Annotated in this window: 22 protein-coding genes and 2 pseudogenes; 12 read left to right on the forward strand and 12 right to left on the reverse strand. The window is 70.1% G+C overall.

Annotated features, from left to right (window positions below):
- Positions 1-173 precede the first annotated feature (173 nt).
- The 3 genes from ACWD12_RS05060 to ACWD12_RS05070 all read right to left on the reverse strand — a co-directional run bounded on the left by ACWD12_RS05060 (position 174) and on the right by ACWD12_RS05070 (position 2,439).
- Positions 174-629, reverse strand: a complete 456-nt coding sequence (locus ACWD12_RS05060) for a hypothetical protein (protein ID WP_450098747.1) — start codon at positions 627-629, stop codon at positions 174-176.
- A 228-nt stretch (positions 630-857) separates the two neighbouring features.
- Positions 858-1,787, reverse strand: a complete 930-nt coding sequence (locus tag ACWD12_RS05065) for a sigma-70 family RNA polymerase sigma factor (RefSeq protein ID WP_450098373.1) — start codon at positions 1,785-1,787, stop codon at positions 858-860.
- Positions 1,788-2,076: 289 nt separating this feature from the next.
- A complete protein-coding gene (locus tag ACWD12_RS05070) occupies positions 2,077-2,439 on the reverse strand; it encodes an STAS domain-containing protein (RefSeq protein ID WP_450098374.1) in 363 nt (120 codons plus the stop codon).
- Positions 2,440-2,658: 219 nt separating this feature from the next.
- On the opposite strand from ACWD12_RS05070, the gene ACWD12_RS05075 reads away from it, so the two are divergent.
- Together ACWD12_RS05075 and ACWD12_RS05080 are read left to right on the forward strand one after the other, a co-directional pair.
- Positions 2,659-3,060, forward strand: coding sequence for an ATP-binding protein (locus ACWD12_RS05075; protein WP_358363857.1), 402 nt, complete (start codon positions 2,659-2,661; stop codon positions 3,058-3,060).
- Positions 3,061-3,245: 185 nt separating this feature from the next.
- Positions 3,246-3,527, forward strand: a complete 282-nt coding sequence (locus tag ACWD12_RS05080; RefSeq protein ID WP_450098375.1) for a hypothetical protein — start codon at positions 3,246-3,248, stop codon at positions 3,525-3,527.
- Positions 3,528-3,700: 173 nt separating this feature from the next.
- Here the strand turns inward: ACWD12_RS05080 and ACWD12_RS05085 are convergent, their stop codons facing one another.
- The 4 genes from ACWD12_RS05085 to ctaD form a co-directional block, all read right to left on the reverse strand.
- Positions 3,701-4,933, reverse strand: coding sequence for a cytochrome P450 (locus tag ACWD12_RS05085; protein ID WP_450098376.1), 1,233 nt, complete (start codon positions 4,931-4,933; stop codon positions 3,701-3,703).
- A 132-nt stretch (positions 4,934-5,065) separates the two neighbouring features.
- Entirely contained in the window at positions 5,066-5,647 is a 582-nt protein-coding gene (locus ACWD12_RS05090) for a TetR/AcrR family transcriptional regulator (RefSeq protein WP_450098377.1), read from the reverse strand.
- 208 nt (positions 5,648-5,855) lie between these two features.
- Entirely contained in the window at positions 5,856-6,038 is a 183-nt protein-coding gene (locus ACWD12_RS05095; RefSeq protein WP_450098378.1) for a hypothetical protein, read from the reverse strand.
- A gap of 124 nt (positions 6,039-6,162) precedes the next feature.
- Complete coding sequence (ctaD, locus tag ACWD12_RS05100) at positions 6,163-7,833, reverse strand: aa3-type cytochrome oxidase subunit I (RefSeq protein WP_450098748.1); 1,671 nt, start codon at positions 7,831-7,833, stop codon at positions 6,163-6,165.
- A gap of 800 nt (positions 7,834-8,633) precedes the next feature.
- On the opposite strand from ctaD, the gene ACWD12_RS05105 reads away from it, so the two are divergent.
- A complete protein-coding gene (locus ACWD12_RS05105) occupies positions 8,634-9,149 on the forward strand; it encodes a DUF2231 domain-containing protein (RefSeq protein ID WP_450098379.1) in 516 nt (171 codons plus the stop codon).
- Between the two features lie 28 nt (positions 9,150-9,177).
- Here ACWD12_RS05105 and ACWD12_RS05110 read toward each other — a convergent pair whose 3' ends face one another.
- The 3 genes and pseudogenes from ACWD12_RS05110 to ACWD12_RS05120 all read right to left on the reverse strand — a co-directional run bounded on the left by ACWD12_RS05110 (position 9,178) and on the right by ACWD12_RS05120 (position 11,814).
- Positions 9,178-10,881 (reverse strand): SpoIIE family protein phosphatase, encoded by a 1,704-nt coding sequence (locus ACWD12_RS05110; protein ID WP_450098380.1) that lies wholly within the window; start codon positions 10,879-10,881, stop codon positions 9,178-9,180.
- 151 nt (positions 10,882-11,032) lie between these two features.
- Positions 11,033-11,418: pseudogene (locus ACWD12_RS05115) on the reverse strand (PAQR family membrane homeostasis protein TrhA); the annotation flags it as partial.
- A 75-nt stretch (positions 11,419-11,493) separates the two neighbouring features.
- A complete protein-coding gene (locus tag ACWD12_RS05120; RefSeq protein ID WP_450098381.1) occupies positions 11,494-11,814 on the reverse strand; it encodes a MerR family transcriptional regulator in 321 nt (106 codons plus the stop codon).
- 1,266 nt (positions 11,815-13,080) lie between these two features.
- Here ACWD12_RS05120 and ACWD12_RS05125 point away from each other — a divergent pair.
- The 5 genes from ACWD12_RS05125 (at position 13,081) to ACWD12_RS05145 (ending at position 16,976) form a co-directional block, all read left to right on the forward strand.
- Positions 13,081-13,347: a hypothetical protein gene (locus tag ACWD12_RS05125; protein WP_450098382.1), complete on the forward strand. Its 267-nt coding sequence runs from the start codon at positions 13,081-13,083 to the stop codon at positions 13,345-13,347.
- A gap of 543 nt (positions 13,348-13,890) precedes the next feature.
- Entirely contained in the window at positions 13,891-14,139 is a 249-nt protein-coding gene (locus ACWD12_RS05130; RefSeq protein ID WP_450098383.1) for an ATP-binding protein, read from the forward strand.
- Between the two features lie 309 nt (positions 14,140-14,448).
- The gene (locus tag ACWD12_RS05135; RefSeq protein ID WP_450098384.1) at positions 14,449-14,892 is read left to right on the forward strand and encodes an Lrp/AsnC family transcriptional regulator; all 444 of its coding nucleotides are present in this window, start codon (positions 14,449-14,451) and stop codon (positions 14,890-14,892) included.
- A 296-nt stretch (positions 14,893-15,188) separates the two neighbouring features.
- Positions 15,189-15,668, forward strand: coding sequence for an RrF2 family transcriptional regulator (locus tag ACWD12_RS05140; protein ID WP_450098385.1), 480 nt, complete (start codon positions 15,189-15,191; stop codon positions 15,666-15,668).
- 93 nt (positions 15,669-15,761) lie between these two features.
- Positions 15,762-16,976 carry an MFS transporter gene (locus ACWD12_RS05145; RefSeq protein WP_450098386.1) on the forward strand — a complete coding sequence of 405 codons (1,215 nt, stop codon included), beginning with the start codon at positions 15,762-15,764 and terminating at the stop codon, positions 16,974-16,976.
- A 104-nt stretch (positions 16,977-17,080) separates the two neighbouring features.
- Here the strand turns inward: ACWD12_RS05145 and ACWD12_RS05150 are convergent, their stop codons facing one another.
- Positions 17,081-17,845: a MerR family transcriptional regulator gene (locus ACWD12_RS05150; protein ID WP_450098387.1), complete on the reverse strand. Its 765-nt coding sequence runs from the start codon at positions 17,843-17,845 to the stop codon at positions 17,081-17,083.
- Between the two features lie 42 nt (positions 17,846-17,887).
- Here ACWD12_RS05150 and ACWD12_RS05155 point away from each other — a divergent pair, with 42 nt between their 5' ends.
- The 4 genes from ACWD12_RS05155 to ACWD12_RS05170 all read left to right on the forward strand — a co-directional run bounded on the left by ACWD12_RS05155 (position 17,888) and on the right by ACWD12_RS05170 (position 22,058).
- Entirely contained in the window at positions 17,888-18,379 is a 492-nt protein-coding gene (locus tag ACWD12_RS05155; RefSeq protein ID WP_450098388.1) for a DUF6194 family protein, read from the forward strand.
- A gap of 179 nt (positions 18,380-18,558) precedes the next feature.
- Positions 18,559-19,482, forward strand: coding sequence for an SMP-30/gluconolactonase/LRE family protein (locus tag ACWD12_RS05160; RefSeq protein ID WP_450098389.1), 924 nt, complete (start codon positions 18,559-18,561; stop codon positions 19,480-19,482).
- A gap of 682 nt (positions 19,483-20,164) precedes the next feature.
- Positions 20,165-21,499: a serine/threonine-protein kinase gene (locus tag ACWD12_RS05165; RefSeq protein ID WP_450098390.1), complete on the forward strand. Its 1,335-nt coding sequence runs from the start codon at positions 20,165-20,167 to the stop codon at positions 21,497-21,499.
- Positions 21,500-21,623: 124 nt separating this feature from the next.
- Positions 21,624-22,058, forward strand: a complete 435-nt coding sequence (locus ACWD12_RS05170; protein ID WP_450098772.1) for a hypothetical protein — start codon at positions 21,624-21,626, stop codon at positions 22,056-22,058.
- Between the two features lie 9 nt (positions 22,059-22,067).
- On the opposite strand, the pseudogene ACWD12_RS05175 reads toward ACWD12_RS05170, so the two are convergent.
- Positions 22,068-22,638 (reverse strand): annotated as a pseudogene (locus ACWD12_RS05175) (SDR family oxidoreductase); the annotation flags it as partial.
- Positions 22,639-22,716 lie beyond the last annotated feature (78 nt).

The raw sequence follows: 22,716 nt of genomic DNA on the forward strand, positions 1-22,716 counted from the left end.
CGGAAAGCGACGTCGGGGAACCGATGTCGCCCCGCGGCTACCCACCGCCCCCCGCCCGAACCCCCGGCCGGCCAACGGGGCCGATGGGCTTGTGCGGTGTCTCGCATCCCGGGGACCGCATGCGCCCGATCGAGGACCTGTCACAGTCCGGCGCTGCCGATGCCCGCTTCGGGTCAGTCCCAGGTGTGGTCGGGGTGGCCTCGGGTGCGCAGACGCCGCTTCATCTCCGCCTCGTACAAGTGGCGTCGGCCGCCTACCAGATCGTCGCGCAGTTGCTGCTCGGCGTCGGCGAACGGCTCGTAGTAGGTGCGGTCGTAAGCCTCGACGATCTGGAACGTCCAGTGCCCCGGAATCACGTTGCGACCGGCGATCTCCGTGGCCAGGACCCGCGCGGCGTCGTGGTGGCCCGCCTGCCGCAGCTTCTCCACGGCGTCGTGGAGGATCCGGTCCGCACTGCCGGTGAGCTGATGGAACGCGTACAGGTGCCCGCGGGCGCGGGCTGTGTACTCCCAAGCCTCCGACACCCGGCCAAGGGCCTCGATCGTGGCGTCGTCCACACCGTCGGGGCGTCGGTGGGCGTCCTGCCGGCCGGGCGGGGCGGAATCGGCGACGGGATCGGACACCGCAATCAGCTCCTGACCTCGACCGGAGCAACCATCCTCGCCCGTGCCCGCCGCCTTCGAGGTACGACTTACCGACAGCCGCGCCGGAACTCACCCGTTCGGGGGCTTGGTGGGCGAGTGCGGGCCGACGCGAAGGAACCGGTCGTACCGGCATGCAGGGCACTGCGGCGGGCGGCGGCATGACGTCCGAACAGCACAGCCCGTGGAGGTTCCGGGTCGGACGCAGACCTTGGATCACTCCGCGGACGCGGCGCGTGGAACCGTCTCGGCGGCGGGTTCGAGGCCGTCGCGCAGCCGGGCGAGAACGCTGTTGAGGAGGCGCGAGATGTGCATCTGCGAAACCCCCAGCCGTCGACCGATCTGGCTTTGGGTCAGCTCTTCCCAGAACCGCATCTTCAGGATCTGCTGGTCGCGCGTGTCGAGTCCGGCGATCAGCGGGCGGACGGATTCGCGGAAGTCGACCAGGCTGTAGGCGGCTTCGTCTTCGCCGATCCGGTCGGCGAGGGCGCGCGCGGGACTGTGTGACGTGCCGGTGCCGGCGGACGTGTCCAGGGAGTCGACCCGGTAGGCCCGGTCCGCGTCCCGGCCGCAGGTCACGTCTTCTTCGCTGACGCCCAGATGCGCGGCGATCTCGGCGTCGGTCGCGTCGCAACCGGTCTGCTGGTGAAGGGTGTCGGCGGCGCGGGTGACGGCGAGGAACAGCTCTTGCTGGCCGCGGGGCACGTGCACGGGCCAGCAGGTGTCCCGGAACAGCCGTTTGACCTCGCCGCGGATGGTGGGCAGCGCGAAGGAAGCGAACGCGATGCCGCGCCCGGGATCGAACGCGTCGATTGCTTTGATCAGCCCGACCGTCCCGGTCTGCAACACGTCCTCGCGCGCCGCCGCTCGGTTGGTGAGCGTGCGCGTCGCATAGCGCACCAGCGCCATGTTCAGCTCCACCAGCCGGGACCGGACGCGGCCGTACTGGTCGGATTCCTGGTTCAGCGTGCGGAGCCGGCGCAACAGAGCGTCGCTGGCGACGCGCGCTTGGCCGGTGTCCAGCGCGCGGACCTCTTGCGCGGTCCACGAGAGCGCCTCCGCGCACACGTCGTCGCCGGGCGCGTTCGCGGGGTGGGCGGCGGGAGTGCGGTCGAGGACGGCGGACGACGCGGTGGGGTGGGGCATGGGTGTTTGCTCCTTCGCAGAGCCAGCGCCCGCCCGAAAGGCGGGAAGGTCCGCATCTCCCGGCTGCTTCAGGCGCTGCGACCCCCGGCACCATGTGCCTGTGGGGCGGCGTCTGGTACCGCCCCGACGCACCCGGCTCGCGGGCGCGTAGGTACCCCCGTACCCGATACCGGACGATCACACGCATCACCGACAGATCGGGTCCCACCGGAGCGCAGCACGGCAGCCCACCTGCGTTGGGCGGCGTCGCGCACGGCGGACGTGCGTTTCCCTCGGCGAGCCGCAGTGATCAGCGGGTGTCCGAGGGCCCGCCCACCTCGTTCGCGCCGTCGGCGTGCAGGGTTTGGGGCAGCCCGACGACGTCCAATAGGTGTTCGACCTGGGAAGAGACAGCCACGATGTCGAACGCGGCCCCGGCCTGGACGGCGGCGTTGCGGGCGGCCAGCAGCGCTTTCAACCCCATCGAGTCGCAGAACGCCACCCCGGACATGTCCACACGCAACGCCGCCGGGCCGTCGTCCAGCGCCGCCAGCAGGGCAGTTCGAAACACCTCGGCGTTCTCCATGTCGATTTCCCCGCTCACGGCGACGAGGGCGCCGTCGGAGTCCCGGGTGGTCACGACGGTCAGCGGAGGCAGGTCTTGGGGGGTCATTCGCGTAACCCTAGGCTGTGACGCCGTCGCCCACCGCGGGCGCGCTCAGCGAGCGAGGGTGCAGCCGGTTTTGCGCCGGGCCGGACGGGTAGCCGCCGGGCCCGGCACGGGGACCCCGGCGTGCTCCAGCCGATGAGTGGCGGCCGGCACACCGGACCGGTCAGGTAGCCTGCCGCCGGGCGAAGGGTCCACGCAGACCGGAAAAGGGGGCCGAAAGCCTTGGCACACCTGCAGTCCCTCGTCCTCGAACTGGGCGAGTCCACCGGGGCCGTGCACCGCGCGCGAGAGCGAGCCCGCGACTTCCTCGACCACGTGCCCGGGCCCGCGCCTGCCGCGGACACAATCCGTGACGTCGTCATGGTGGTCGGCGAACTGGTCGCCAACGCCTACCGGCACGCCACCGGCCCGCGACGGCTCATCCTCGCCGCAGACCCCGAGACGGTCACCGTCGCGGTGGAGGACGGCCGGCCCGACGGTCTCACCCCGCTCCCGGTCGCCCCACCGTCCGGCGGCTTCGGGCTGCTGGTCATACGCCGCCTCAGCCGCGTCGTGGACGTCCATCCCCTCCCCGGCGGGAAACGGGTCACCGCGATCATCCCGCGCCGGCCGAACAGCGCATAGCTCGCCGCGTACCGTCGCCTTCGGCTCCGACCGGCCCGTCGGCCCCGACCGCCGCCGCCAGGTGCGAGGAGTGCAAGACGTCCCGGCCTCGGACGATGCCCGAGTCCGGCCTGGCTTGCGAAAGTCCGGGCACAGAGTCCGAGAACGCTTGCGTCCAGCTGCCCACTGCAAGAGGAGCACCGACGATGCCCCACCCCGAGCCGACGTCCGAGCCCGTCGCGCACTATCCGGCCCACTACCTCACCAGCACCGCCCGCTTGTTCGGGTGGACCGTGGCCACGCACCCCGACGGGAGTGTGCGCCTCTCGCTCCCGGACCGCACCGTATGGGCCCACTTCGCTCCCGACGGCTCCTTCCGGCACGGCACGGCCACCGGCGGAACCACCGCGGACACGCGGCTGGACCTGCGCCAGATCCTGGACGTCCTCGAGGAACACGGCTCCGCCGTCCCTCCCGCCCCCCACTGACCCGCCTCTCGTTGAGGGGGCGGCCGCACCCGCGAAACCCACCGCGTCCGCCCTCGTCACGTGGGGCGAACTCGCCGCCGCCGCACACCCCGACGACCTCGCGTTCCCGGCCGACGGCGGACCGCCGGACCGGGTCGACCGCAAGGAGCGGAGGCGCTCCTGAGCCTTCGTTGTCAGACGTAGTTGACCTGGAGTTCCTTGATGCCGTTGATCCACGCGTGCCGCAGTCGGCGCGGTTCGGCGGCCTTGCTGATGTCGGGCATGGCGTCGGCGATTGCCTCGAACATCAGGTTGATCTCCATCCTGGCGAGGTTGGCGCCGAGGCAGAAGTGCGGGCCGCCGCCACCGAAGCCGAGGTGCGGGTTGGGGTCGCGGGTGATGTCGAACTGGTGTGGGTCGGCGAAGACTTCGGGGTCGTGGTTCGCCGAGCTGTAGAACATCCCCACGCGCTGGCCCTGCTTGATCTCCTGCCCGCCCAGCACGGTGTCGGCAGTGGCGGTGCGCTGGAAGGACATGACCGGGGACGAGCAGCGGATGATCTCGTCGGCGGTGGTCTCCGGGCGCGTGGCCCTGTAGAGCTCCCACTGCTCCGGGTTGTCGAAGAACGAGACCATGCCGTGGGTGATCGCATTGCGCGTGGTCTCGTTGCCGGCCACCGCGAGCAGCAGGACGAAGTAGCCGAACTCGTCCGAGCCCAGGGAGCCTTCCGACTCGGCCGCGACCAGCTTGGAGACGATGTCGTTCGCGGGGCATGCCTTGCGGGCTTCGGCCATGCCCATGGCGTACATCATGACCTCGGCGGCCGCTTGCTGGCCGACCGACTGGTCCACCGCGTAGTCGGGGTCGTCATAGCCCATCATCTGGTTGGACCACTCGAAGATGCGGCCGCGGTCCTCCTGGGGGATGCCGATCAACTCGGCGATGGCCTGCAACGGCAGTTCGCAGGCGATCTCGGTGACGAAGTCGCCGCCGCCCTTCTTGCGGGACTCGTGGACGATCCGCTCGGCGCGGTCGACCAGCGCGTCCTTGAGGGCGTTGATGGCCCGCGGGGTGAACCCGCGCTGCACGATCGACCGCAGCCGGGTGTGCTCCGGCGGGTCCATGTTGACCATCATGACCTTGACGGCTTCGATGCCGCCGGGGTCCATTCCCTCCGCGAAGCGGATGATCACGTTGTTGCGGTACGCGGAGTACAGCTCCGGTTTGGTGGAGATCTCCTTGACGTCCGCGTGTCGGGTGACGAGCCAGTAGCCGTCGTCGCCGAAGTTGGACACCTGCGGGGACTGCGGGATCCACTTGACCGGGGCCGTCCGACGCAGCTCCGCGAGCTCTTCCAGCGGTAGACGCTCGGTGTACAGGTCCGGGTCGGTCGGGTCGAAGCCGTCGTGGACAACCGGACACGTCATGGGGGCCTCCTGGGGCGGGATGCGGGGGGCAGTGCTGCGGTTGTACGTGGCAGGTCGCGCCGCCACGGCGGGCGGCGCTGCGGGCGGTCCGGTCCGCGCGGACGTCGGCCCGGCGGGGTCGGGCAGGGCGTTTCAGACGGCACCGGGTGCGGCGGATCTGCCGCTTCGCGGGGCGAGCAGGCGCCGCACGATGTCGAGGAGCGCAGCGCGCAGTTCGTCGTCAGGGAGGTGCGGGAACACCGCGACGGCGGAGTAGATGCCGCCCATCGCGACGGTCGAGGCGACCCGGAACTCGACGGGCCGCTGGTCGTCGTCCAGGACGCTGCGCACGCGTGCGGTGACCGACTCGAGCCGCGGCCTGATCGCCGGGTGCCTGCCGACGGACACGTCGCGGTCGAGGATGACCGCGAGCGTCCTGTAGCGGAGCAGGAAGTCGACGTACCCCTCGAACAGGAGGCGCTGGCGGGCCGCTTGGCCCTTGCGGCGTTCCGCGGTGTCCAGGACGCGGTCCAGGTCGTTGAGTGCGGGGCGCAGCAGGGCGTCGAGCAGTTCGTCCTTGGTACGGAAGTGGTAGTACAGCGCCGCCTTGGTGACGCCGACGCGGTCGGCGATGGCCTGGAGCGAGGTGCCCGCGAACCCGTGCTCGCCGAACAGCTCGACGGCCGCCGACAGGACCTTGTCGTACGTGTCCTCGGGTGCCGTGGCGACCATCATCCCTCCTCCCCATGGCCACTGTGCCCGCCCGGTGGCCCGGGCTGGACCTGCGGTGCGCACCGAACGTACGTGGAAGATTGACGAATGACAAGGCATGCGGTCGAGAAAGTCGGGTGCGACTCCCATTCCCTGTAAGTGATTTGTGCTTGCCACGCGGCAAGTGATCACGACGCTTCTGGCCTGTCGGCGCCCGCCCGAGGCGGTCAAGTCACGCTCCGGTCCCGGGGACGCGGCGCCGGGTGTCGGTGGCGAGGTCGTGCCGGACCAGTCCCAATCGTTCGTCGCCGGGCGCCCAGCGCTTCCAGTCGCGGTGCACATCGACGCGGTGCACCGCGTCCGGCAGTTCGGCGATGGTCGGGATCAGTGCGCGTACGACCGGCTCGACCGTCATGCTCGGTCTCAGGCTCTTGGCGTGCACGCGGACCGTGCTCGGTGATGGGGATTGCGCAGGTCCCGCACGGTGTAGACCACGGGCTTGCCCCGCTCGCGCAGTTCCGCCGTCAAGTCGCAAACGATCAGTCGGGCCGGCCCGGGGTGACCGAACTCTGCCGGGGTCGGTCGGTGCGGTAGTCCAAGGCGGCAACTTCGGGGTGGTGGAACTCGAAGGCCGGCGACTCGGAGCGGATCTTGGGGAGGTACGTGAAGTTGTGGCGCGGAGGCGGGCAACTGGTAGCCCATTCGAGTGAACGGCCGTAACCCCAGGGGTCGTCGATCAGGATCTTGGGGGCGTACTTGTGGGTTTTCCACACGTTGTACAGGAAAGGCAGGGTGGACAGACCCAGCAGAAACGATCCGATGGACGAGATCATGTGCAGGTCGGTCCAGCCGTCGGAGGCCAGGTAGTCGGCGTACCGGCGCGGCATGCCCTCGGCACCCAGCCAGTGCTGCACGAGGAATGTGGTGTGGAAGCCGACGAACAGCGTCCAGAAGTGGATCTTCCCGAGGCGTTCGTCGAGCATCTTGCCGGTGAACTTGGGCCACCAGAAGTGGAAGCCGGCGAACATCGCGAACACGACGGTGCCGAACACCACGTAGTGGAAGTGCGCGACGACGAAGTACGTGTCGGAGACCTGGAAGTCCAGCGGGGGCGAGGCGAGGATGACGCCGGTCAGACCGCCGAACAGGAACGTCACCAGGAATCCGGCCGCCCACAGCATCGGTGTCTCGAAGGACAGCGAGCCGCGCCACATCGTGCCGATCCAGTTGAAGAACTTCACACCGGTCGGAATCGCGATGAGGAACGTCATGAACGAGAAGAACGGCAGCAGGACCGAACCCGTCACGAACATGTGGTGCGCCCACACCGTCACCGAGAGCCCCGCGATGGCGATGGTCGCGCCGACAAGGCCCTTGTAACCGAAAATCGGCTTGCGGGCGAAGACCGGGATCACCTCGGTGATGATGCCGAAGAACGGCAGCGCGATGATGTACACCTCCGGATGCCCGAAGAACCAGAAGAGGTGCTGCCAGAGGATCGGTCCGCCGTTGGCCGGGTCGTAGATGTGGGTGCCGAACTTGCGGTCCGCCTCCAGCGCGAACAGCGCGGCGGCGAGAACCGGGAACGCCATGATCACCAACACCGAGGTGAGCAGGATGTTCCAGCAGAAGATCGGCATGCGGAACATGGTCATGCCAGGTGCCCGCATGGCCACAATCGTGGTGATGAAGTTGACCGAACCGAGGATCGTCCCGAACCCGGACATCGCCAGGCCCATGATCCACATATCGCTGCCGATCGACGGCGAGCGCACGCTGTCGCTCAGCGGCGTGTACGCGGTCCACCCGAAGTCCGCAGCGCCCTGCGGGGTCAAGAACCCCGCCACGGCGATCAGCGACCCGAACAAGTAGAGCCAGTAGGCAAGCATGTTCAGCCGGGGGAAAGCCACATCGGGCGCGCCGATCTGCAGCGGCATGATCCAGTTCGCGAAGCCGGCGAACAACGGAGTGGCGAACATCAGCAGCATGATCGCGCCGTGCATCGTGAACGCCTGGTTGTACTGCTCGTTCGACAGCAGGTGTTCGCCCGGGCGCGCCAACTCCGCACGGATCAGCAGCGCCAGGACGCCACCGAAGGCGAAGAACACGAACGACGAGATCAGGTACAGGCTGCCGATGGTCTTGTGGTCGGTCGTCGTCAGCCACCGCACGACGGCCGTGCCAGGGCGCTTCGGCCTGGTCGGCGCCAGGGGATTCGCCGGTGCGGGGGCCGGGTCGAGCGACGGGGATCGAACGTCAGTCACAAGTTCTCCGTAACGGTGTGCAGACAGAGCAGTTCACGGGCGGCCGGTGCATCCCAGGACGACAGGACAGGCGGAGTGCGGCGCTGCCGGACACGCGCTGTCATCGCACGGCGACCGCGGTCGGCCGCCTGGCGGCTGCGCACGGCTAGCGGCTGCGCGCGGCCCAACCCGCCAACCCGAGAACCACCGCGAGCCCCAGGACGGCGACAGGCGCCACCACCGTCATATGCCGACCGCTCAGGACGAGCGCGGTACACAACCCGACGAGGAGCGACGCGCAGACCACCACAGCCGCGGCAACCCGGACCCGCCGGTGCGGAACCCTCCCCACCACCGGCCCCAACTGACGGTCGGCCCGCAACCCCGCAGCGATCGCGTTCCACGACCGCCGTTCACCGCGCGTCAGAACTCGCTCGCGCACCGCGCACCTCCGTCACCGGGACCCGTTCCCGGCCAACTTCCCGCAACGCCCCGCGAGTGTCGCGTCCCCCACACACGTTCGCCGCACAGTTCATCCGTCCGGCCCACGCGGCGCCCCACCCCGCTGCGGCGAGGGGGGCGTGGTGCTCGGGCGTGTCCCGCAGCATCTCGTGCGCGGCCCCCTGGTTCGGGCGGCCGCGGCGAAAGGAGCGTGGCCGGACCCACAGAGGTCTGCACAACGCGGGTCTGCTTGTGTCTGAACGCTCGGATCGGGGGCAGCCGCGCAGAGCCCGAAGATCACGACCCGGCACTCCACAGGAGGCGTCATGAAAAGCAGAGCGAGCGTCGCGGGCCACCCGCTGCATCCGATGCTGGTTTCGTTCCCGATCGTGGGTTACACCGGTGCCCTGGTCGGCTACGCGGTCTACGGCGGGACGGACGACCAGTTCTGGCTCAATTTCGCCATTGTGATGAACATCGTCGGCGTCGCCGGCGCGGTCCTGGCCGCCCTGCCCGGACTGGTGGACCTCGGCGCCGCCGTCCCCAAGGGTCATCCGGCCAAGCGGGTCGGCATGATGCACGCCGCGCTGAACGTCCTCACCCTCGCGCTGTTCGCGATCACGCTCGCGGTGTACGCGTCGCACTGGAACGGCCCCGCCCGGAGTGCGACCCTCGGCGTCACCCTCGGCGCGATCGGGGTGGCCTCGATGCTCGCCGCCGGGACCCTGGGCTGGTCGCTGGTCCAGGACCACCTCGTCGGCGTCACCGGAACCAGAGCCCGGGAGGACACCGAATGGGAGGCGACCACGGCCGCCGACCGGACGCGCGGAAGCCACCGCTGACCCGCACGCCGGCGGACGTGGCGCGACATCACCCCGAACCCGGCGATGCGGTCGGGGCAGGCGACGTTTCCCTCGGTGTGCGCAGCGCGAGGATGGCGACGTCGTCGGTGCTTTCGGGTGGACGGACGCGGGCGAGAAGCAAGTCGCAAAACTCGCTGAGCCGCCGGCGGCGGAGGGCGGCGGCGTTGCGGCGCAGGCGGTCGAACCCGACATCGATCGCCTGGTGGGGGACTTCGATGAGGCCGTCGGTGTAGAACACCAGGGTGCTGTCCGGAGGGAGCCGGAGGGTGCCGTCGGTGCGGTCGAGTTCGAGGCCGCTGCCAAGGAGCATGCCGTGCCCTCCGTCGAGGAAGCGGGCCCGTCCGTCGGGGGTGGCCAGGAGCGGCGGAGGGTGCCCGGCGTTCGTCCAGACGAGGCTCCAGTAACCGTCTTCGGTGGCCTCCAGACGGGCGAAGATCAAGGTCGCCATCGCGGCGTCGCTGATATGCAGAAGCGCCTGGTCGAGCCGTCGAATGATGAGGCTTGGTGGTTCGGAGTGATCCCAGGCGAAGGCACGCAGCATGTTGCGGACCTGCGCCATGCCGGCGGCGGCTTCGAGGTCGTGGCCGGCGACATCGCCGATGACCAGGGCGATGGACCCGTCGGGAAGCGGGAATGCGTCGTACCAGTCGCCACCGACTTGCGAGGCGTCCGGGGCGGGCAGGTACCTTGCCACCATTCCCATGCCGGGGACGTGGGGAAGTTGGGGCAAGAGATGGCGCTGCATGGTCTCGGCAACCGCGCGTTGGCGCTGGTAGAGCCGGGTGTTGGAGAACGCCAGTCCGGCCCGGCGGGAGACGTCCTCCAGCAACGAGAGGTCTTCCGGGCCGAAAGCGTCCGTCTGCTCGCTGCGTCCGATGGTCAGGGCACCGAGTACTTCGCGTACGCCTCGGATCGGCGCGATGGCCACAGAATGCATGCCGGTGGCGTCGAAAAGCTCGCGTTGGGCCTCGGCGATGCCCGAATCGGGCGGGCCTTGGTAATGCCCCGGCCCGGCAAGGGAAGCGGCCGCGCCGCGCAAGGCCCGCGACAGCGGCATCGTGGAGCCTTCCGGGACGGGGGGCATCGGCCCCTCGAGGTCGTGGCGGCGATGCGTCACGCCGTTGTCGTGGTGCACGACGGTGTCGCGCCGGACCTCGCCGCCCTCCGCGATCAGGTCGACGACAGCCCAGTCCGCCAGCCGCGGTACCAGCAATCGCGTGAGACGCTGCACGGCTTCGTCGGTTTCCAGCGTTGTGGTGAGGGTGGTCGTGGTTTCGGCGAGGAGCGCCAGCCGCTCCAGTTCGCCCAACGCGGACGCGTCGACCGCGTCGCCTTGCCGTCCTTCGGCGGCTTCGTGGAAGACGACGAACGCGCCGACGTCCCCGTCCTCAGTGGTGTAGGGGGCAAGCAGCCATCCGGCGCGTAGCAGCGTTCCGTCACCGCGTTCGAGCCAGACAGCGTCACCCTGTGCGGCCTGGCCCGCGAGGAAGGCCCGCATCATCGCGCACTGAGAGGGAGCCAGGCGTCCGCCCAGCTCGTCCCGGTGCAGGAAGTCGTGGCCGTCCTGCCCGACGAGTTCCGGAGCGGAACGGGCGAGGAGCTTGCAGGCTCGAGCGCTGACCTCGACGATCCGGCCCTGGTCATCGACCACGTACATGCCGACCCCGGCGATTTCCGCCACCCGCCGCAGGAGAGCCCGCTGAGCGTCCATCGTGGTTCCTCCCAGGCTCAAGCCCCGTTGGGAACAGTCTTACCGGCGAAACCCGCCGGATGGACAAAGCTCACCACGTTCGCTTCGTGGCGGCAGGAACCGTACGGCTGTCTGCCGCCGTCGCCTGTCTCCCCTCAAAAACACCCGACGACCGCAGCACCGCCTCACCCTGCAGCCCCCACGTCCCGCGGTGATACACCCCACTCGTCCCGAACAACAGCAGCGCCGAGGCCGCAAACACGAACACGCCACCGCCGCAGCCGAACGCGAGACCACGACCAGGACGACCCCGCCCGCCAACGCGAGCCTAGACATGTCGGCATGCAGCCGACCCCGCATCCGCGGCTTCAACACGGCCGCCGCACGCTCCGCACCTGCCTCACACCGGTGCGTTCCGGACCCGCGGCCATCGTCGGCCGGGTTGGCCCGCCCGCCGGTCATGCTGGCAGGCGAGTCACCGGGCGTGTCTGGCACGGTGCCGGGGCGGGGCGGGGACTGCCGCCCGCGCGCCGGCGGCGTGGTGTTTTCGGCGATCATGCGCTCATCTTCGGGAGTGGGCGGAAAAGCGCGGCACCGGCACGTGAGCACAGGTCATACGTACACGGATGCGGCTCATGTGTGCACGGATGCGGCGCGGTATTCGGCGTTGAGACGCTGAGCCTCCTCGAGCTGGTCCTCGAGAACCACGATCCGGCAGGCGGCCTCGACCGGGGTGCCGCGGTCGACAAGTTCCCGGGCCCGGGCGGCGATACGCAGCTGGTAGCGGGAGTAGCGGCGGTGTCCGCCCTCGGAGCGCAGCGGCGTGATCAGGCGGGCATCACCGATCGCACGGAGGAAGCCCTGGGTGGTGCCGAGCATCTCGGCGGCCCGGCCCATCGTGTAGGCGGGATAGTCGTCGTCGTCCAGACGACCGAACGAGTCCTCAGCTGTCATCTGCACCTCTCTCACGGAACGTCTTGTCGGGGAACGCATGGAGGGGCCCTGGCGCCATTGGCGCCAGGGCCCCGAAGGAACTGCTACACCATCTACCGGCCCTTATGCTGCGCCGGCCTTCTGATTCCGCGGGCCCGGCCGGAAGGCTGCCGGGGGTGCGGGGATCGCTGTTGCTTGACCGGAGACCACCTCACTATCGATGTCCTGCGGTACCCGGGCTCAAGTCCTACGCCCGGGCGATCCTGATGGCGCTCGGCTCCTCCGTTCATCCCTCGGATGATCAACTACTTGCGTGGTGCCGGTACTGCGCACTACTGGTACTACCGATGTTGCGTACTGCAGGTTTTGCGTACTGCTGGGTGACCTGCTCAAGCGTCACCCTCCGGCAGCCAGCCCCGCATCGCCCGCCCTACACCTGCTCGGGCGTGGAACCCCACTGCCGAACCTCCCGGCGCGCGCGCCCGCAGCCGACGCCTTCACCGAGGTACTGCCCACACTTCACTGCGGGGTACTGCGAACCACATCCATCAGTCCTGCCAGCGCGGCCCAGCTCGCGGCGCCCTTGACACTGCGGGCTACCCGGCCGGTCGTCGGCCCCGTCGCCCTCCCGCAACAACCCGGCTTCGGAACCCGACCACCGCACTGTCCTGCTACTGCACTTGCGTGTCCTACCGGCCGACAGTTCGTCCTCTGCCAAGCCCTGCTGTCTCTCTGGCTACAACAGAAACCATAGCCACACCACAACCCAATGTCTACTCCAGCCAACACAGATTTTCCCTTGTTCTCAAATGAGCCAATCGATCTCGAACAAGTGACAAGAACTGTGTTCAGCCCGGCCGCCGCGGGGAACACCACCACGAGGGAGCGACCGGGCGGGCCCGGCGGCTCCTCGACGGCCGGCCGGGCGGATCCCGCTCGGGGATGTTCGGGACCCGCCCCGCTGGCCGCCGACGCGTGGCAGGAAGCCAGATGCCGCGGGGGTCGGCCTTGCGGCAGCCGGGAGCCTCGGCCTCGGTGAGCTCGGCTCCTACGCGGGGGCGAAGTCCCGGCCGCGGGGGCGGGTGACCATTCGTAGGTGCAGGCCCCGGGCACATGAGCGGCGCCGTCCCGTCGTGATCAGCAGTTGCCGTGGCGACGTGGGAACCGCCTCTACCGTGCAACGCATGAGCGATGCCCTCACTGTCCGCACCCTCGTCGCCGAGGCCGTCGCCTGGATCACCGCGGCCGGCGAGGCCGAAACGAAGCCGACCCCGTACCTTTCCGCCAATGACCGACCCGGCCACCACCAACGCCGGGCCGCGCTCGTTGAACCCGGACATGACGCCGCCCTTCCCCCGCGCCCCGCACCCCCTACCGCCCCCACTGCGGTACTTGACCGTCGACCCGAACACGCCGGTCTTCAACGCCCTCGCTGCCGAATGGACCGCCACCGGCCGCGCACTCCCCGGCAATGCGCCCCGCCACCGGCGCCTGATCGTCCCCGGTGCCCCCTCCTCGCCCATGCCGGGAACTCCTGACGCCGGGACGTTGTGAGTGCGAGACGTACCGGACACGCCCAGCTCACCGTCAACCAGCCTCTGGAGACAGGCATTCACCCGATCGGGTGAAGCCCTCCCCCGAGTGGATCCGACGACTCCCCCAGCCCTGCTCCAGCCTCTCGCCGTCTCCAGCGAACCCCCGCTCCACCACGAGCACTTCGCACCGCCCAAACCCTTCGGAGCGGCTCTCGGCACCGCGCGGACCGGCCCGGCCACGAACACACCTCACTGACCGCATCGCCGAGGCTGAACGCGAAGGCTGGCTCGGCGAGGTGGAAGGCCTCCGTGTCAGCCTGGGCCGGCGGCGAAGACAAGCTCACTCAAATGAACCGACGCACTGTCGACGCGGCGAACAACATCGGCATGCCACGCAGAACCCCAGCTCAGCTGATCCGGGCGGAGGGCACGACGGACAGCAGACCCCCGGCCGCCGCCGAACTGCCCGAGGTGGTGATCGAGCAGATCAAGCAGGACGCTGACCAATCTGGTTGGTCAACGCGACCCGGTACACCCCAGCCGACGCACGGTCGCCGTCGCGGTGGAGCAAGTCCCGGACGGCGGCGTGATGGTGACGGCCACCGACGCATGCGGTGGCATCTCGAAGGACGACCTGGAGCGGGTCATCGACACCGCGCGGCCCGCATGCCCGAACTCCCGGCCCGGACGGCGGCGCGGGCTGGGCCTGGGCCTGGCGATTGTGCGCGGCGTCGTCGAGGCGCACCGCGGTTCGGTGGGCGTGGTCAATATCCACGGCAGCTGCCGCTTTGAAGTGCGCCTCCCGCACTGACAGCACGTTGTCGCGGGCCATCACCCGTCTGCCCGTACACCGCGAACAGACCGACGGGGGCCGCATCCGTGCGAGGTGCAGGGCCCCACCGAACGACGGCCCGGTGGCGCGCTGGGCGCCCACCGCCCCTGCCGCGTCTACGGTGCTTCGTCCCGAAGGGGCCGCACGGCGCATGGGCGCCGGCGAGGTCTGTGTCCGTGTGCCCGGCCCCACCCGGCACACGGCCCGCGGGGCCGATGAGAATAGAGTCACCGCCGAACGAACGGGTGCGATCGATCGACGCCCGCAAGGGCCGCGAAGGGGGACGCTGTGGACGAGATCGACCGCAAGTTGCTCGCGCTGCTGCAGCAGGATGCGACCCTCGCGTACGCGACCTTGGGCCAGGAGGTCGGCCTCAGCGCCGGCGCGACACACGAACGCGTTCGCAAACTGCGGGAGCGCGGCATCATCCGCCGCACCACCGTGGACGTGGACCCGGCAGCGGTCGGCGGCGGCGTGCTGGCGTTCGTCATGGTCGAGTCGCGTTCCTGGATGGGCGACAGCGCCGCCGCGTTCGCCGCGATCCCCGAGGTGCTCGAAGCCCACATCATCGCGGGCCAGGCCTCCGTCCTCGTCAAGGTACGCACCGCCAGCACCGAAGCCCTGCAGGATGTCCTGCGCAGGCTCTACGCCGTCGACGGCGTCAGCGGCACCAACGCGACCGTGTGCCTGGAGACCTTCTTCGAACGCCCGGTGGCTCCCTCCCACACCTGACCGGGTCTCCGGCCGTGACGTGTCCGATCGCCGTCGCCCGGCAACGAAACCCCGCCTACCGGCCGCGGCCAAGAAGTCTGCGCCTCCACCGGCGCCACAAGCACTACTCGCCGCCAGACCGCCCAGGCACTGTGAAACCGGCCCAAGGCCCGCGCGGCGGATGCGGTGAGGCCGGTTCGCGCCCTTGACGCCGACGCAGTCATGGCCGTCAACACTCTCGCTCGCCACGACGCGACAGGTCGCCGGAGCCGGGCTGTGGTTGCACTTGCCTAATCGGGATGTATAGCATCCCGATCATGTTGATGGGCGAGGGCGTCGAGTGGGGCATGCACTGTTGCCTGGCACTGTCGTGGCTCGAGGATCGGGCACCGGTGTCGACGGGACGACTGGCCGAGTTGTTCGAGCTGCCCCCGGAGTATCTGAAGAAGCGCCTCCAGCCCCTTGTGCGCGCCGGGATCCTGTCCTCGTCGCCGGGGCCACGGGGCGGCTATGCCCTGGCGCGCGCCCCGGAGCAGATCAGCCTCATGGACATCGTGGCCGCGGTGGAGGGTCGAGAGGACGCCTTCCGCTGCACCGAGATCCGGCAGCGCGGCGCCGGGGCGGAGGCGCCGAGTTCGGAGTTCGGCCGCCCCTGCGGGGTCGCGACCGCGATGCGACGGGCGGAGCTGGCGTGGCGGCGCGAGCTGGCCGCGCAGACGTTGGCGGATCTCATCGCCGTGAGCCCGGCGGCGGCCCCCGCGCGGGTCCGCCGATTCTGCGAGGGCCTCTCTGCCTGACCCTGGCTTCTCCGCCTGACCCTGGCTTCGCCCGCCCCAGATACGTTCTTTGCGCCCGGCCGTCGGCCGGGCTTTCTCGAAAGGTAATTCGGGATGTCCGATATCTCGATAACGGCAGGGCAGGCGGACGACCGCGCCGATGCCGCACCCGCCGGACTGGGCCGCACCGCCGTGCTGGCGCTGGGAACGTTCGCGGTGGGCACGGATGCTTTCGTACTGGCCGGGTTCCTGCCGGATGTGGCTGCTTCGTTGCACGTGTCCACGGGAGGCGCGGGGCAGGCGGTGACCGTGTTCGCCGCCGCGTACGCGCTGGCGTCGCCGCTGGTGGCCACGATGACTGCGCGGGTGCCGCGACGCGCGTTGCTGGTGGCGGCGCTGGTGCTGCTGGCGGTGGCGAACGCGGGTTCCGCGCTGGCGCCGAACCTGCCGTTCTTGTTGGTCACCCGCGTTCTGGCCGCGGTCGCGGCAGCGGCGTACACGCCGACGGCCGGCGCGGTGTCCGTGGCGCTGGTCCGTCCGGAGCTGAGGGCCCGTGCGCTGGCCGTGGTCGTCGGCGGGCTGACTGTGGCAACCGCGCTGGGGGTGCCGCTCGGCGACGCCATCGGCGCGGTCATGGGATGGCGGGCGGCGCTGTGGCTGGTGGCGGCGCTCTGTCTGGTGACGGCGGTGGCAGCCGGGGCGCTGATGCCGTCGCTCCCGGGAGGAATGCCGGTGCCGTTGCGCGCCCGGCTGGCGGCGCTGCGCCACCCGGGAGTGGCGGCGGTGCTGCCGCTGACGGCGTTGGGCATGACCGCGGCGTACACGGTGTACGCCTACGCCGTCCCGGCGTTCGCCGGGGTGGGCGTCTCGGGCTCGGGCACCACCTGGATGCTGGGTTTCTATGGCCTCGGCGCCGTGGCGGGGAACCTGGCGTCGGGCATCGCTGCCGACCACCTCGGCCCGGTCAGGGTGCTGGCCGTCGGCTACACGCTGATGGCTGCTTCGTTGACGGGCTTCGCGCTGCTGGCGGCGACCGGTCTGCGAGCCCCGGTCGCCGTCGGGGTCGCCTCCGCCGTGTGGGGTGCGGCGAGTTGGTGCCAGACCCCGCCGCAGCAGCACCGCCTGATCGAGGCGGCGCCGGCACAGGCCCCTCTGCTTGTGGCGCTGAACTCCTCCGCGATCTACCTCGGAATCGGGGCAGGCACCGTGATCGGCGGCCTGGCCGTCCCCGCCGGAGCGGGGACGATGTTCACCATCGCGGCGGTGCTGGCACTGACCGCGCTCGCCTGGCTGGCCACCACCGACCGAACGCCCACCTCTGCGCGCTGACCAGCCGCACGTTCACGCCGACGCCACGCGCTGAGGGCGACGTGAACGGATCATTCCGTGCGCCACCAACGTCCTCGAACTCCGGATGCCGAGACTCCTCTGACCTACACCGGGCGGTTTCGGGCCTCGGCGTTCCCGACGCCCGATCGGCTCAGGAGGTCGGCGGCGTCGGTGCCGGCGCGCAGCAGCGCCTCGGATTGCGCGGCGATGGTGCGCAGCCGGTTCTGGAGGGCGTCGCGGGCGACCTCGGTGCCCTTGATCGTGCGCAGCGACGCCATGACAGCTTGAACCGCCGGGATCCGGTAGCCGCCGGCGCGCAGAGCGACGACGATGCGGGCATCTCTGACGGCGTCGGGCGGGAAGTGCCGGGTGTGGCGCCCTTTCAGCCTTTCGGGGGTGACCAGTCCCTGTTGTTCCCAGAACCGGAGGGCCGAGGAACGCACGCCGAGCGCGGCCGAGAGCTCGGTGATGCTCATCGCGTCTCCCGGCACGGGAGCGGCATCGTGGGCGCTTTCGTCGACGATGCCGTCGAGGGCCTGGAGGGCGGCGATGGTGTCGTTGCGGGAGCGCGCGAGGTCGACGTGCAGGGCCACGACTCTGGCGATTGCCTCGTCGTACGGGAGTTCGCGTATCTCGCGCATCGTGGCGCGGGCGATGACGGGGCCGACCGCGATCGCCAGATTGCGGTAGGCGCGCAGCGCCGTCGCATGCACGTGGGTGAACTGCCGATATCCGTTGGGGTGACGGGTCGCCGGGGGGATCACGCCGAGGCGTTCGAGGTCGCGGACCTGCTGCACGGAGTAGCCCGCGACGGCGGCAAGACGGCTCGTCGAGTATCGCTCCGCGTCACGCTCGCCTGCCGCCGCCACGTCCGGAACCCTCCATCAGCACTTCAAGTTCACACTCGAATCATGTCGATGGAGCAGATCCTGTCAGAAGTCAGAACCTACGACGGTGTCCTCGAACTCGCGCCCGTGCCGGGGAGCGAACACCCCGAGATCTCGTGGGGCGACCACTTCTTCTACTACGCACCCGACGGCCAGGTTCCGCGCAACCGCCAGCCGTACGCGACCTGCGTGACGAAGAACTATCCGGGAGACGAAGACTCTCGTCTCGACGCGGAAGGCCGCTGGCGCCTGAACATCCACGTCGGATCGCGGATCTTCACGGAACTCCTCGGTCACACCCCGGCGGAGACCGACACGTCGGGCGTGGACCGCAGCGCCGTGGATGTGTTCGCCCCGCACCCGCTCTACGGCGCCCACGGCTGGATCTGCGTGGTCAATCCCGGCGCTTCGACACTCGACCGTGCGCTGGAGGCCCTCAGCGACGCGCACCTCGCCGATCAGCGGCGCGTCGAGCAACGGCGCGTCCAGCAGCGAGCTGCCGCAGCGCCTCGCTGAATGCGCGGCTCGCAATGCGACGCGTAACCCGTCTGCCGCCCGCGGCACCGGCGTACCCGCAGGCATGCCCAGACTGGCTACGCACCATGACCGCACCTCGCTGATTGCCGCACTGACAGGATCATGTTCGGCATATACTCTCGGGCACAGAATTTCATTCCGAATATTGGGGGTTGGAGATGGCGAACAGCCCGGCGCTCTACGACGTGCTGGATGAGCGCTTCCGCACCGGGCGCTGCGTCTTCGGCGACGACCGTCTGGAGGTGCTGTACGACGGCTGCCGCTGGGCCGAAGGCCCGCTCTACTTCCCTGCGGGCCGCTACCTCATCTGGAGCGACATCCCCAACGACCGCATGATGCGCTGGGACGAAACCAGCGGCACGGTCAGCGTGTTCCGCTCTCCCGCCGGCCACCCCAACGGCAACACCCTTGACGCCCAGGGCCGTCTCGTCACCTGCGAGCAAGGCAACCGACGTGTCACCCGCACCGAGCACGACGGCACGATCACCGTGCTTGCCGAGCGCTACCAGGGCAAGCGGCTCAACAGTCCGAACGACGCCGTCGTACACTCCAGCGGCGCGATCTACTTCTCCGACCCGGACTTCGGAATCACCACCGACTACGAAGGCCATCGCGCGGAGAGCGAGATCGGGGCGACGAACGTCTACCGCGTCGACCCGGACGGCGAAGTCCACCTGGTCGCCGACGGCTTCGCCGGCCCGAACGGCCTGGTCCTGTCCCAGGGCGAAGAACGGTTGTACGTCTCCGACACCCGCGCCAACCACGTCCGCCGCTTCGACGTCCAGGCCGACGGCAGCCTCGCCGACAAAGGCGTCTTCGTCGAATGCCGCCCCGGCGAAGGCCGCTTCGACAACATTCGCTTCGACGACCAAGGCCGCCTGTGGGTCGCCGCCATGGACGACGGCGTGCACTGCTACGCCCCCGACGGGACCCTCATCGGACGTCTCGTCACCCCGGAACCCGTCGCCAACATCACCTTCGGCGGCCCGAAGCGCAACCGCGTCTTCCTGACCGCCAACACGACCGTGTACTCGGCAGTGTTGTCGGTCACCGGACTGCCGCGCCTGCCCGAGGACCGCTGACACACCCCCCGCCGCCGGCCTTCGACCGTCGGCACGCGGGAGCGTACTTCCCCTGCACAAAGAACGCGGCCTACTCGGTCAGGCGACCCACCGCCTGCTCAAGCGCGGCGACCGGACCGAACACCAGCACCACCTCGTCCGCTCCGCAGCCGTCGACCGGGTCCATGCCACGGAAGCGACCGCGGCCCGGCCGGGGTAGTGCCACGAACGGGGTTGTCGGGGCCGCAGCCTGATGCGGTCCGCCTTCCGCGGCCTACGGCGATGTACGAACATAGGTGGCGCCGGCTTTCCTTGTCTTGGCGCAGGGCGCAGGGCGCAGGCGGCGAGGGCGAGTTGGGCGAGGCAAAACGCGATCCACGTGTACGCGGGGGCGGAGGCGTGTCCGGGAGTCCGGAGGCAAGTACGTATAGGGCTGCTGCGTCGACGACGGGCGCGGCGAGCGGCAGCGTGACCTGCTCTGCCGCTGTCCCGAACGCCCTCGCGCATGCGCCGCGACTCGCGCGGCGCCGTCGGAACTCCCCCGGCGAGCGTACTCACGCCGCTGCCCAGCCGCCGCAAGCGGGCCGCGCCGCTCGTGGACGCCGGCGAAGTCTCCCGATCCGGATCGCCGGCGGCTACGGCATGCGGCGCTCCCGGTTGGGTAGGGAGCATGGCACCGCCGGGACGCACGCAGGGAGAGAGCATGACGGCTTTGCCGCGCCGAATACCGCCCGCAGTGCCGCGCAGCGGCGTAATCCTCGGCGACCGGTACCGCCTGACGGAGCCACTGGGCTCGGGTGGCACAGCTGACGTTTTCCGCGGCGTGGATGTGCGGCTGCGGCGGGATGTCGCGGTGAAGGTGTTCCGGCCCGGTGCCTCCGCGGTTTCTGCGGAACGGTTCTGTCAGGAAGCGGAATTGCTGGGCCGGTTGGCGCATCCGGCGCTCGTCGAGGTGCACGACGTCGGCAGGCAGGCCAGTCATGTCTATGTCGTCATGCGCCTTGTCGAGGGCGTCACCTTGCGGGAGCACATTCTCGACGGCCCGCTGCCCGCCGCGCGGGTGGCGCGGCTGGGCATGCGGTTGGCTTCGGCGTTGGAGCACGTGCACGCGGCCGGTGTCGTGCACCGCGACGTCAAACCGTCCAACGTTCTCGTCGGGCTCGACGACTCGCCGTATCTGGCGGACTTCGGGATCTCCCGGCTCGTCGACGAACCCACCCGTACCGCGCCCGGCATGCTGATCGGCACCATCCCCTACCTGGCGCCCGAGCAGCTCCTCGGCCGCGGGTCGGGCCCGGCCAGCGACATCCACGCACTGGGCCTGGTCCTCCTCGAAGCCTTGAAAGGCGAGAAGGAGTACCCCGGGGGCCCGCTCGCAGCGGGAACGGAACGCGCGCTGCGAGCGCCGTGCATTCCGACGTGGACGCCGACCGGACTCTTCTTGGCCATCGAGGCCATGACCCAAGCAGAGCCCGCCGACCGGCCGGACGCCGGTGAGTGCGTGCGCCTCCTCGCGAACGCCGCCGGGTCCGGAGCATCCGACGCGGCCCCAAAGGGCGAGACCCCCTCTGGCGGCCGCGGGGACGTCGCCGTCGCCGTCCGGCCCTCTCCCCCGCCCCCTGCCGCGATGTCGACCACGGCGGGGATGCGCAAGCGGCGGCATCGCGCTCCGGCCGTGGCTCTGGCGGCTGGGCTCGTCCTGGGGGCGGGCGGCGCTACCGTGCCCTTCGTCCTCGGGGCAGGCGGCGGCCACGAAGCGGGACGCACCCCACCTCCACCCGCACCTGCCGCAGTACTACCCGGCGCCGTCCCCTCGGCCGCGAACAGCCCGAGCACGACGTCCAGTACGCCGCCCGCCGCGCCCACCACGCCCGCCGCGCCGGTCACACAGCCACCGGTCCAGCCGCCCCAGGGCACGACACCCCCGCCCCCTCCTCTGGCCACCGCCGCCCCCGTGCCGGACAAGCCCGGCCGCAGCGACAAAGACAACAACCGCGCCGACAACAAAGGCAAAGGCGGCAAGTCAGCCAAGAAGTGACGCACTGCGCCGGACGGGAAGCAGAGCACACGTGCTGTGTCCCGTGCCAGAACTTCCAGCGTGACCTACCGCCGCCGGCGGCAGTTGCGCTACCGGGTGAGGAGTCGCGGCAGCACGGCGCAGCATGATCGACACCGAACTCGGATGCGGGCTCCAGCGCGGGCGGGCGACGCATGGCCATGCGTTCAACGGCACGAGGAAACACGTGCCGTCTGCCGTCACCGAGTTGCTCCCCCGGGTGCGTCATGCCCTGAACCGGGCAGGTTCCACCTGGCCGACGAAGGACGACTCGGCCCCGGGTCTGCGGATCCGCGCGACTTCGCAGGGCGTCCTGATCGTGTGGACGGGGCCGGACGGGTTCACCGCCTTGGCCACCGAACGAGCCCGCGGCGGCGACGGTACCAAAGCGGTCGTACGGGCTGCCGTCGCCGGGCTGCTGGTCCAGATGGGACACACCGTCGCCGCATCGGCCGACGACGAAGGCCTGCTCGATTGTGAACCGCACGATCAACGCGACCAGCTCATCGGGGATGGGGGCCTGCCCGGTGGCCGAGGTTGACGCCACTGGGTCGAGTAGCCCCGGGGCCACGGCGTTAGCGAGCAGGGTGGCGGCGGTGGAGGCACCGACCCAGTGCTCGCGGCGGCTCGGGTGGTCGGCGGCGTACACGATCGCGCGGGCCGCGATCTCGGGCTCGTGGATGGGGGAACGGGTTGCGCGCGGCGTGGCAGCCGTGACAGCACCCGGTCGAACTGCGGCGCGTTGACGGCCGGCAGCTGCACCATCATGGACCGCACCCGCGCGCCCGAGTGCGGGAGTTCGCACCGCAGCGCCTCGTGCCAGCCCCGGATCGCGTGCTTGGCGCCGCTGTGCGCCGTCTGCAACGGGATTCCTCGGTAGGCGATGGCCGATCCGACGTGCACCAGCGTTCCGTGGTCGCGGGCACCATCCGCCGCAACGCGCTTTGCGCGCCGTCGACGTAACCGAGATAGGTGACCTCGGTGACGCGTTTGAACTCCTCGGCCGTGACCTCGGTGAACGGCGCGAAGACGCCGCTGAAGGCGTTGTTGACCCGCACGTCGATGGGCCCGAACTCGGCCTCGGCGGCAGCCGCGGCGGCCTCGACCGCCGACTCCCCCGCCGGCACCGGTGATCACGACGGCCTGCGGGTTGTGGGCACGAAGTCTCATGGCCGGCGGCTAGCCTGCGCACCGCGGCG

The sequence above is a fragment of the Streptodolium elevatio genome (genome assembly GCF_053592165.1).

Coding starts and splice junctions, on each gene's coding strand:
- ACWD12_RS05065 (WP_450098373.1), bottom strand. CDS start 1,787: ATGCCCCACCCCACCGCGTCGTCCGCCGTCCTCGACCGCACTCCCGCC.
- ACWD12_RS05070 (WP_450098374.1), bottom strand. CDS start 2,439: ATGACCCCCCAAGACCTGCCTCCGCTGACCGTCGTGACCACCCGGGAC.
- ACWD12_RS05080 (WP_450098375.1), top strand. CDS start 3,246: ATGCCCCACCCCGAGCCGACGTCCGAGCCCGTCGCGCACTATCCGGCC.
- ACWD12_RS05085 (WP_450098376.1), bottom strand. CDS start 4,933: ATGACGTGTCCGGTTGTCCACGACGGCTTCGACCCGACCGACCCGGAC.
- ACWD12_RS05090 (WP_450098377.1), bottom strand. CDS start 5,647: ATGATGGTCGCCACGGCACCCGAGGACACGTACGACAAGGTCCTGTCG.
- ACWD12_RS05095 (WP_450098378.1), bottom strand. CDS start 6,038: ATGACGGTCGAGCCGGTCGTACGCGCACTGATCCCGACCATCGCCGAA.
- ACWD12_RS05105 (WP_450098379.1), top strand. CDS start 8,634: ATGAAAAGCAGAGCGAGCGTCGCGGGCCACCCGCTGCATCCGATGCTG.
- ACWD12_RS05110 (WP_450098380.1), bottom strand. CDS start 10,881: ATGGACGCTCAGCGGGCTCTCCTGCGGCGGGTGGCGGAAATCGCCGGG.
- ACWD12_RS05120 (WP_450098381.1), bottom strand. CDS start 11,814: ATGACAGCTGAGGACTCGTTCGGTCGTCTGGACGACGACGACTATCCC.
- ACWD12_RS05125 (WP_450098382.1), top strand. CDS start 13,081: ATGACCGACCCGGCCACCACCAACGCCGGGCCGCGCTCGTTGAACCCG.
- ACWD12_RS05140 (WP_450098385.1), top strand. CDS start 15,189: ATGTTGATGGGCGAGGGCGTCGAGTGGGGCATGCACTGTTGCCTGGCA.
- ACWD12_RS05145 (WP_450098386.1), top strand. CDS start 15,762: ATGTCCGATATCTCGATAACGGCAGGGCAGGCGGACGACCGCGCCGAT.
- ACWD12_RS05155 (WP_450098388.1), top strand. CDS start 17,888: ATGTCGATGGAGCAGATCCTGTCAGAAGTCAGAACCTACGACGGTGTC.
- ACWD12_RS05160 (WP_450098389.1), top strand. CDS start 18,559: ATGGCGAACAGCCCGGCGCTCTACGACGTGCTGGATGAGCGCTTCCGC.
- ACWD12_RS05165 (WP_450098390.1), top strand. CDS start 20,165: ATGACGGCTTTGCCGCGCCGAATACCGCCCGCAGTGCCGCGCAGCGGC.
- ACWD12_RS05170 (WP_450098772.1), top strand. CDS start 21,624: ATGATCGACACCGAACTCGGATGCGGGCTCCAGCGCGGGCGGGCGACG.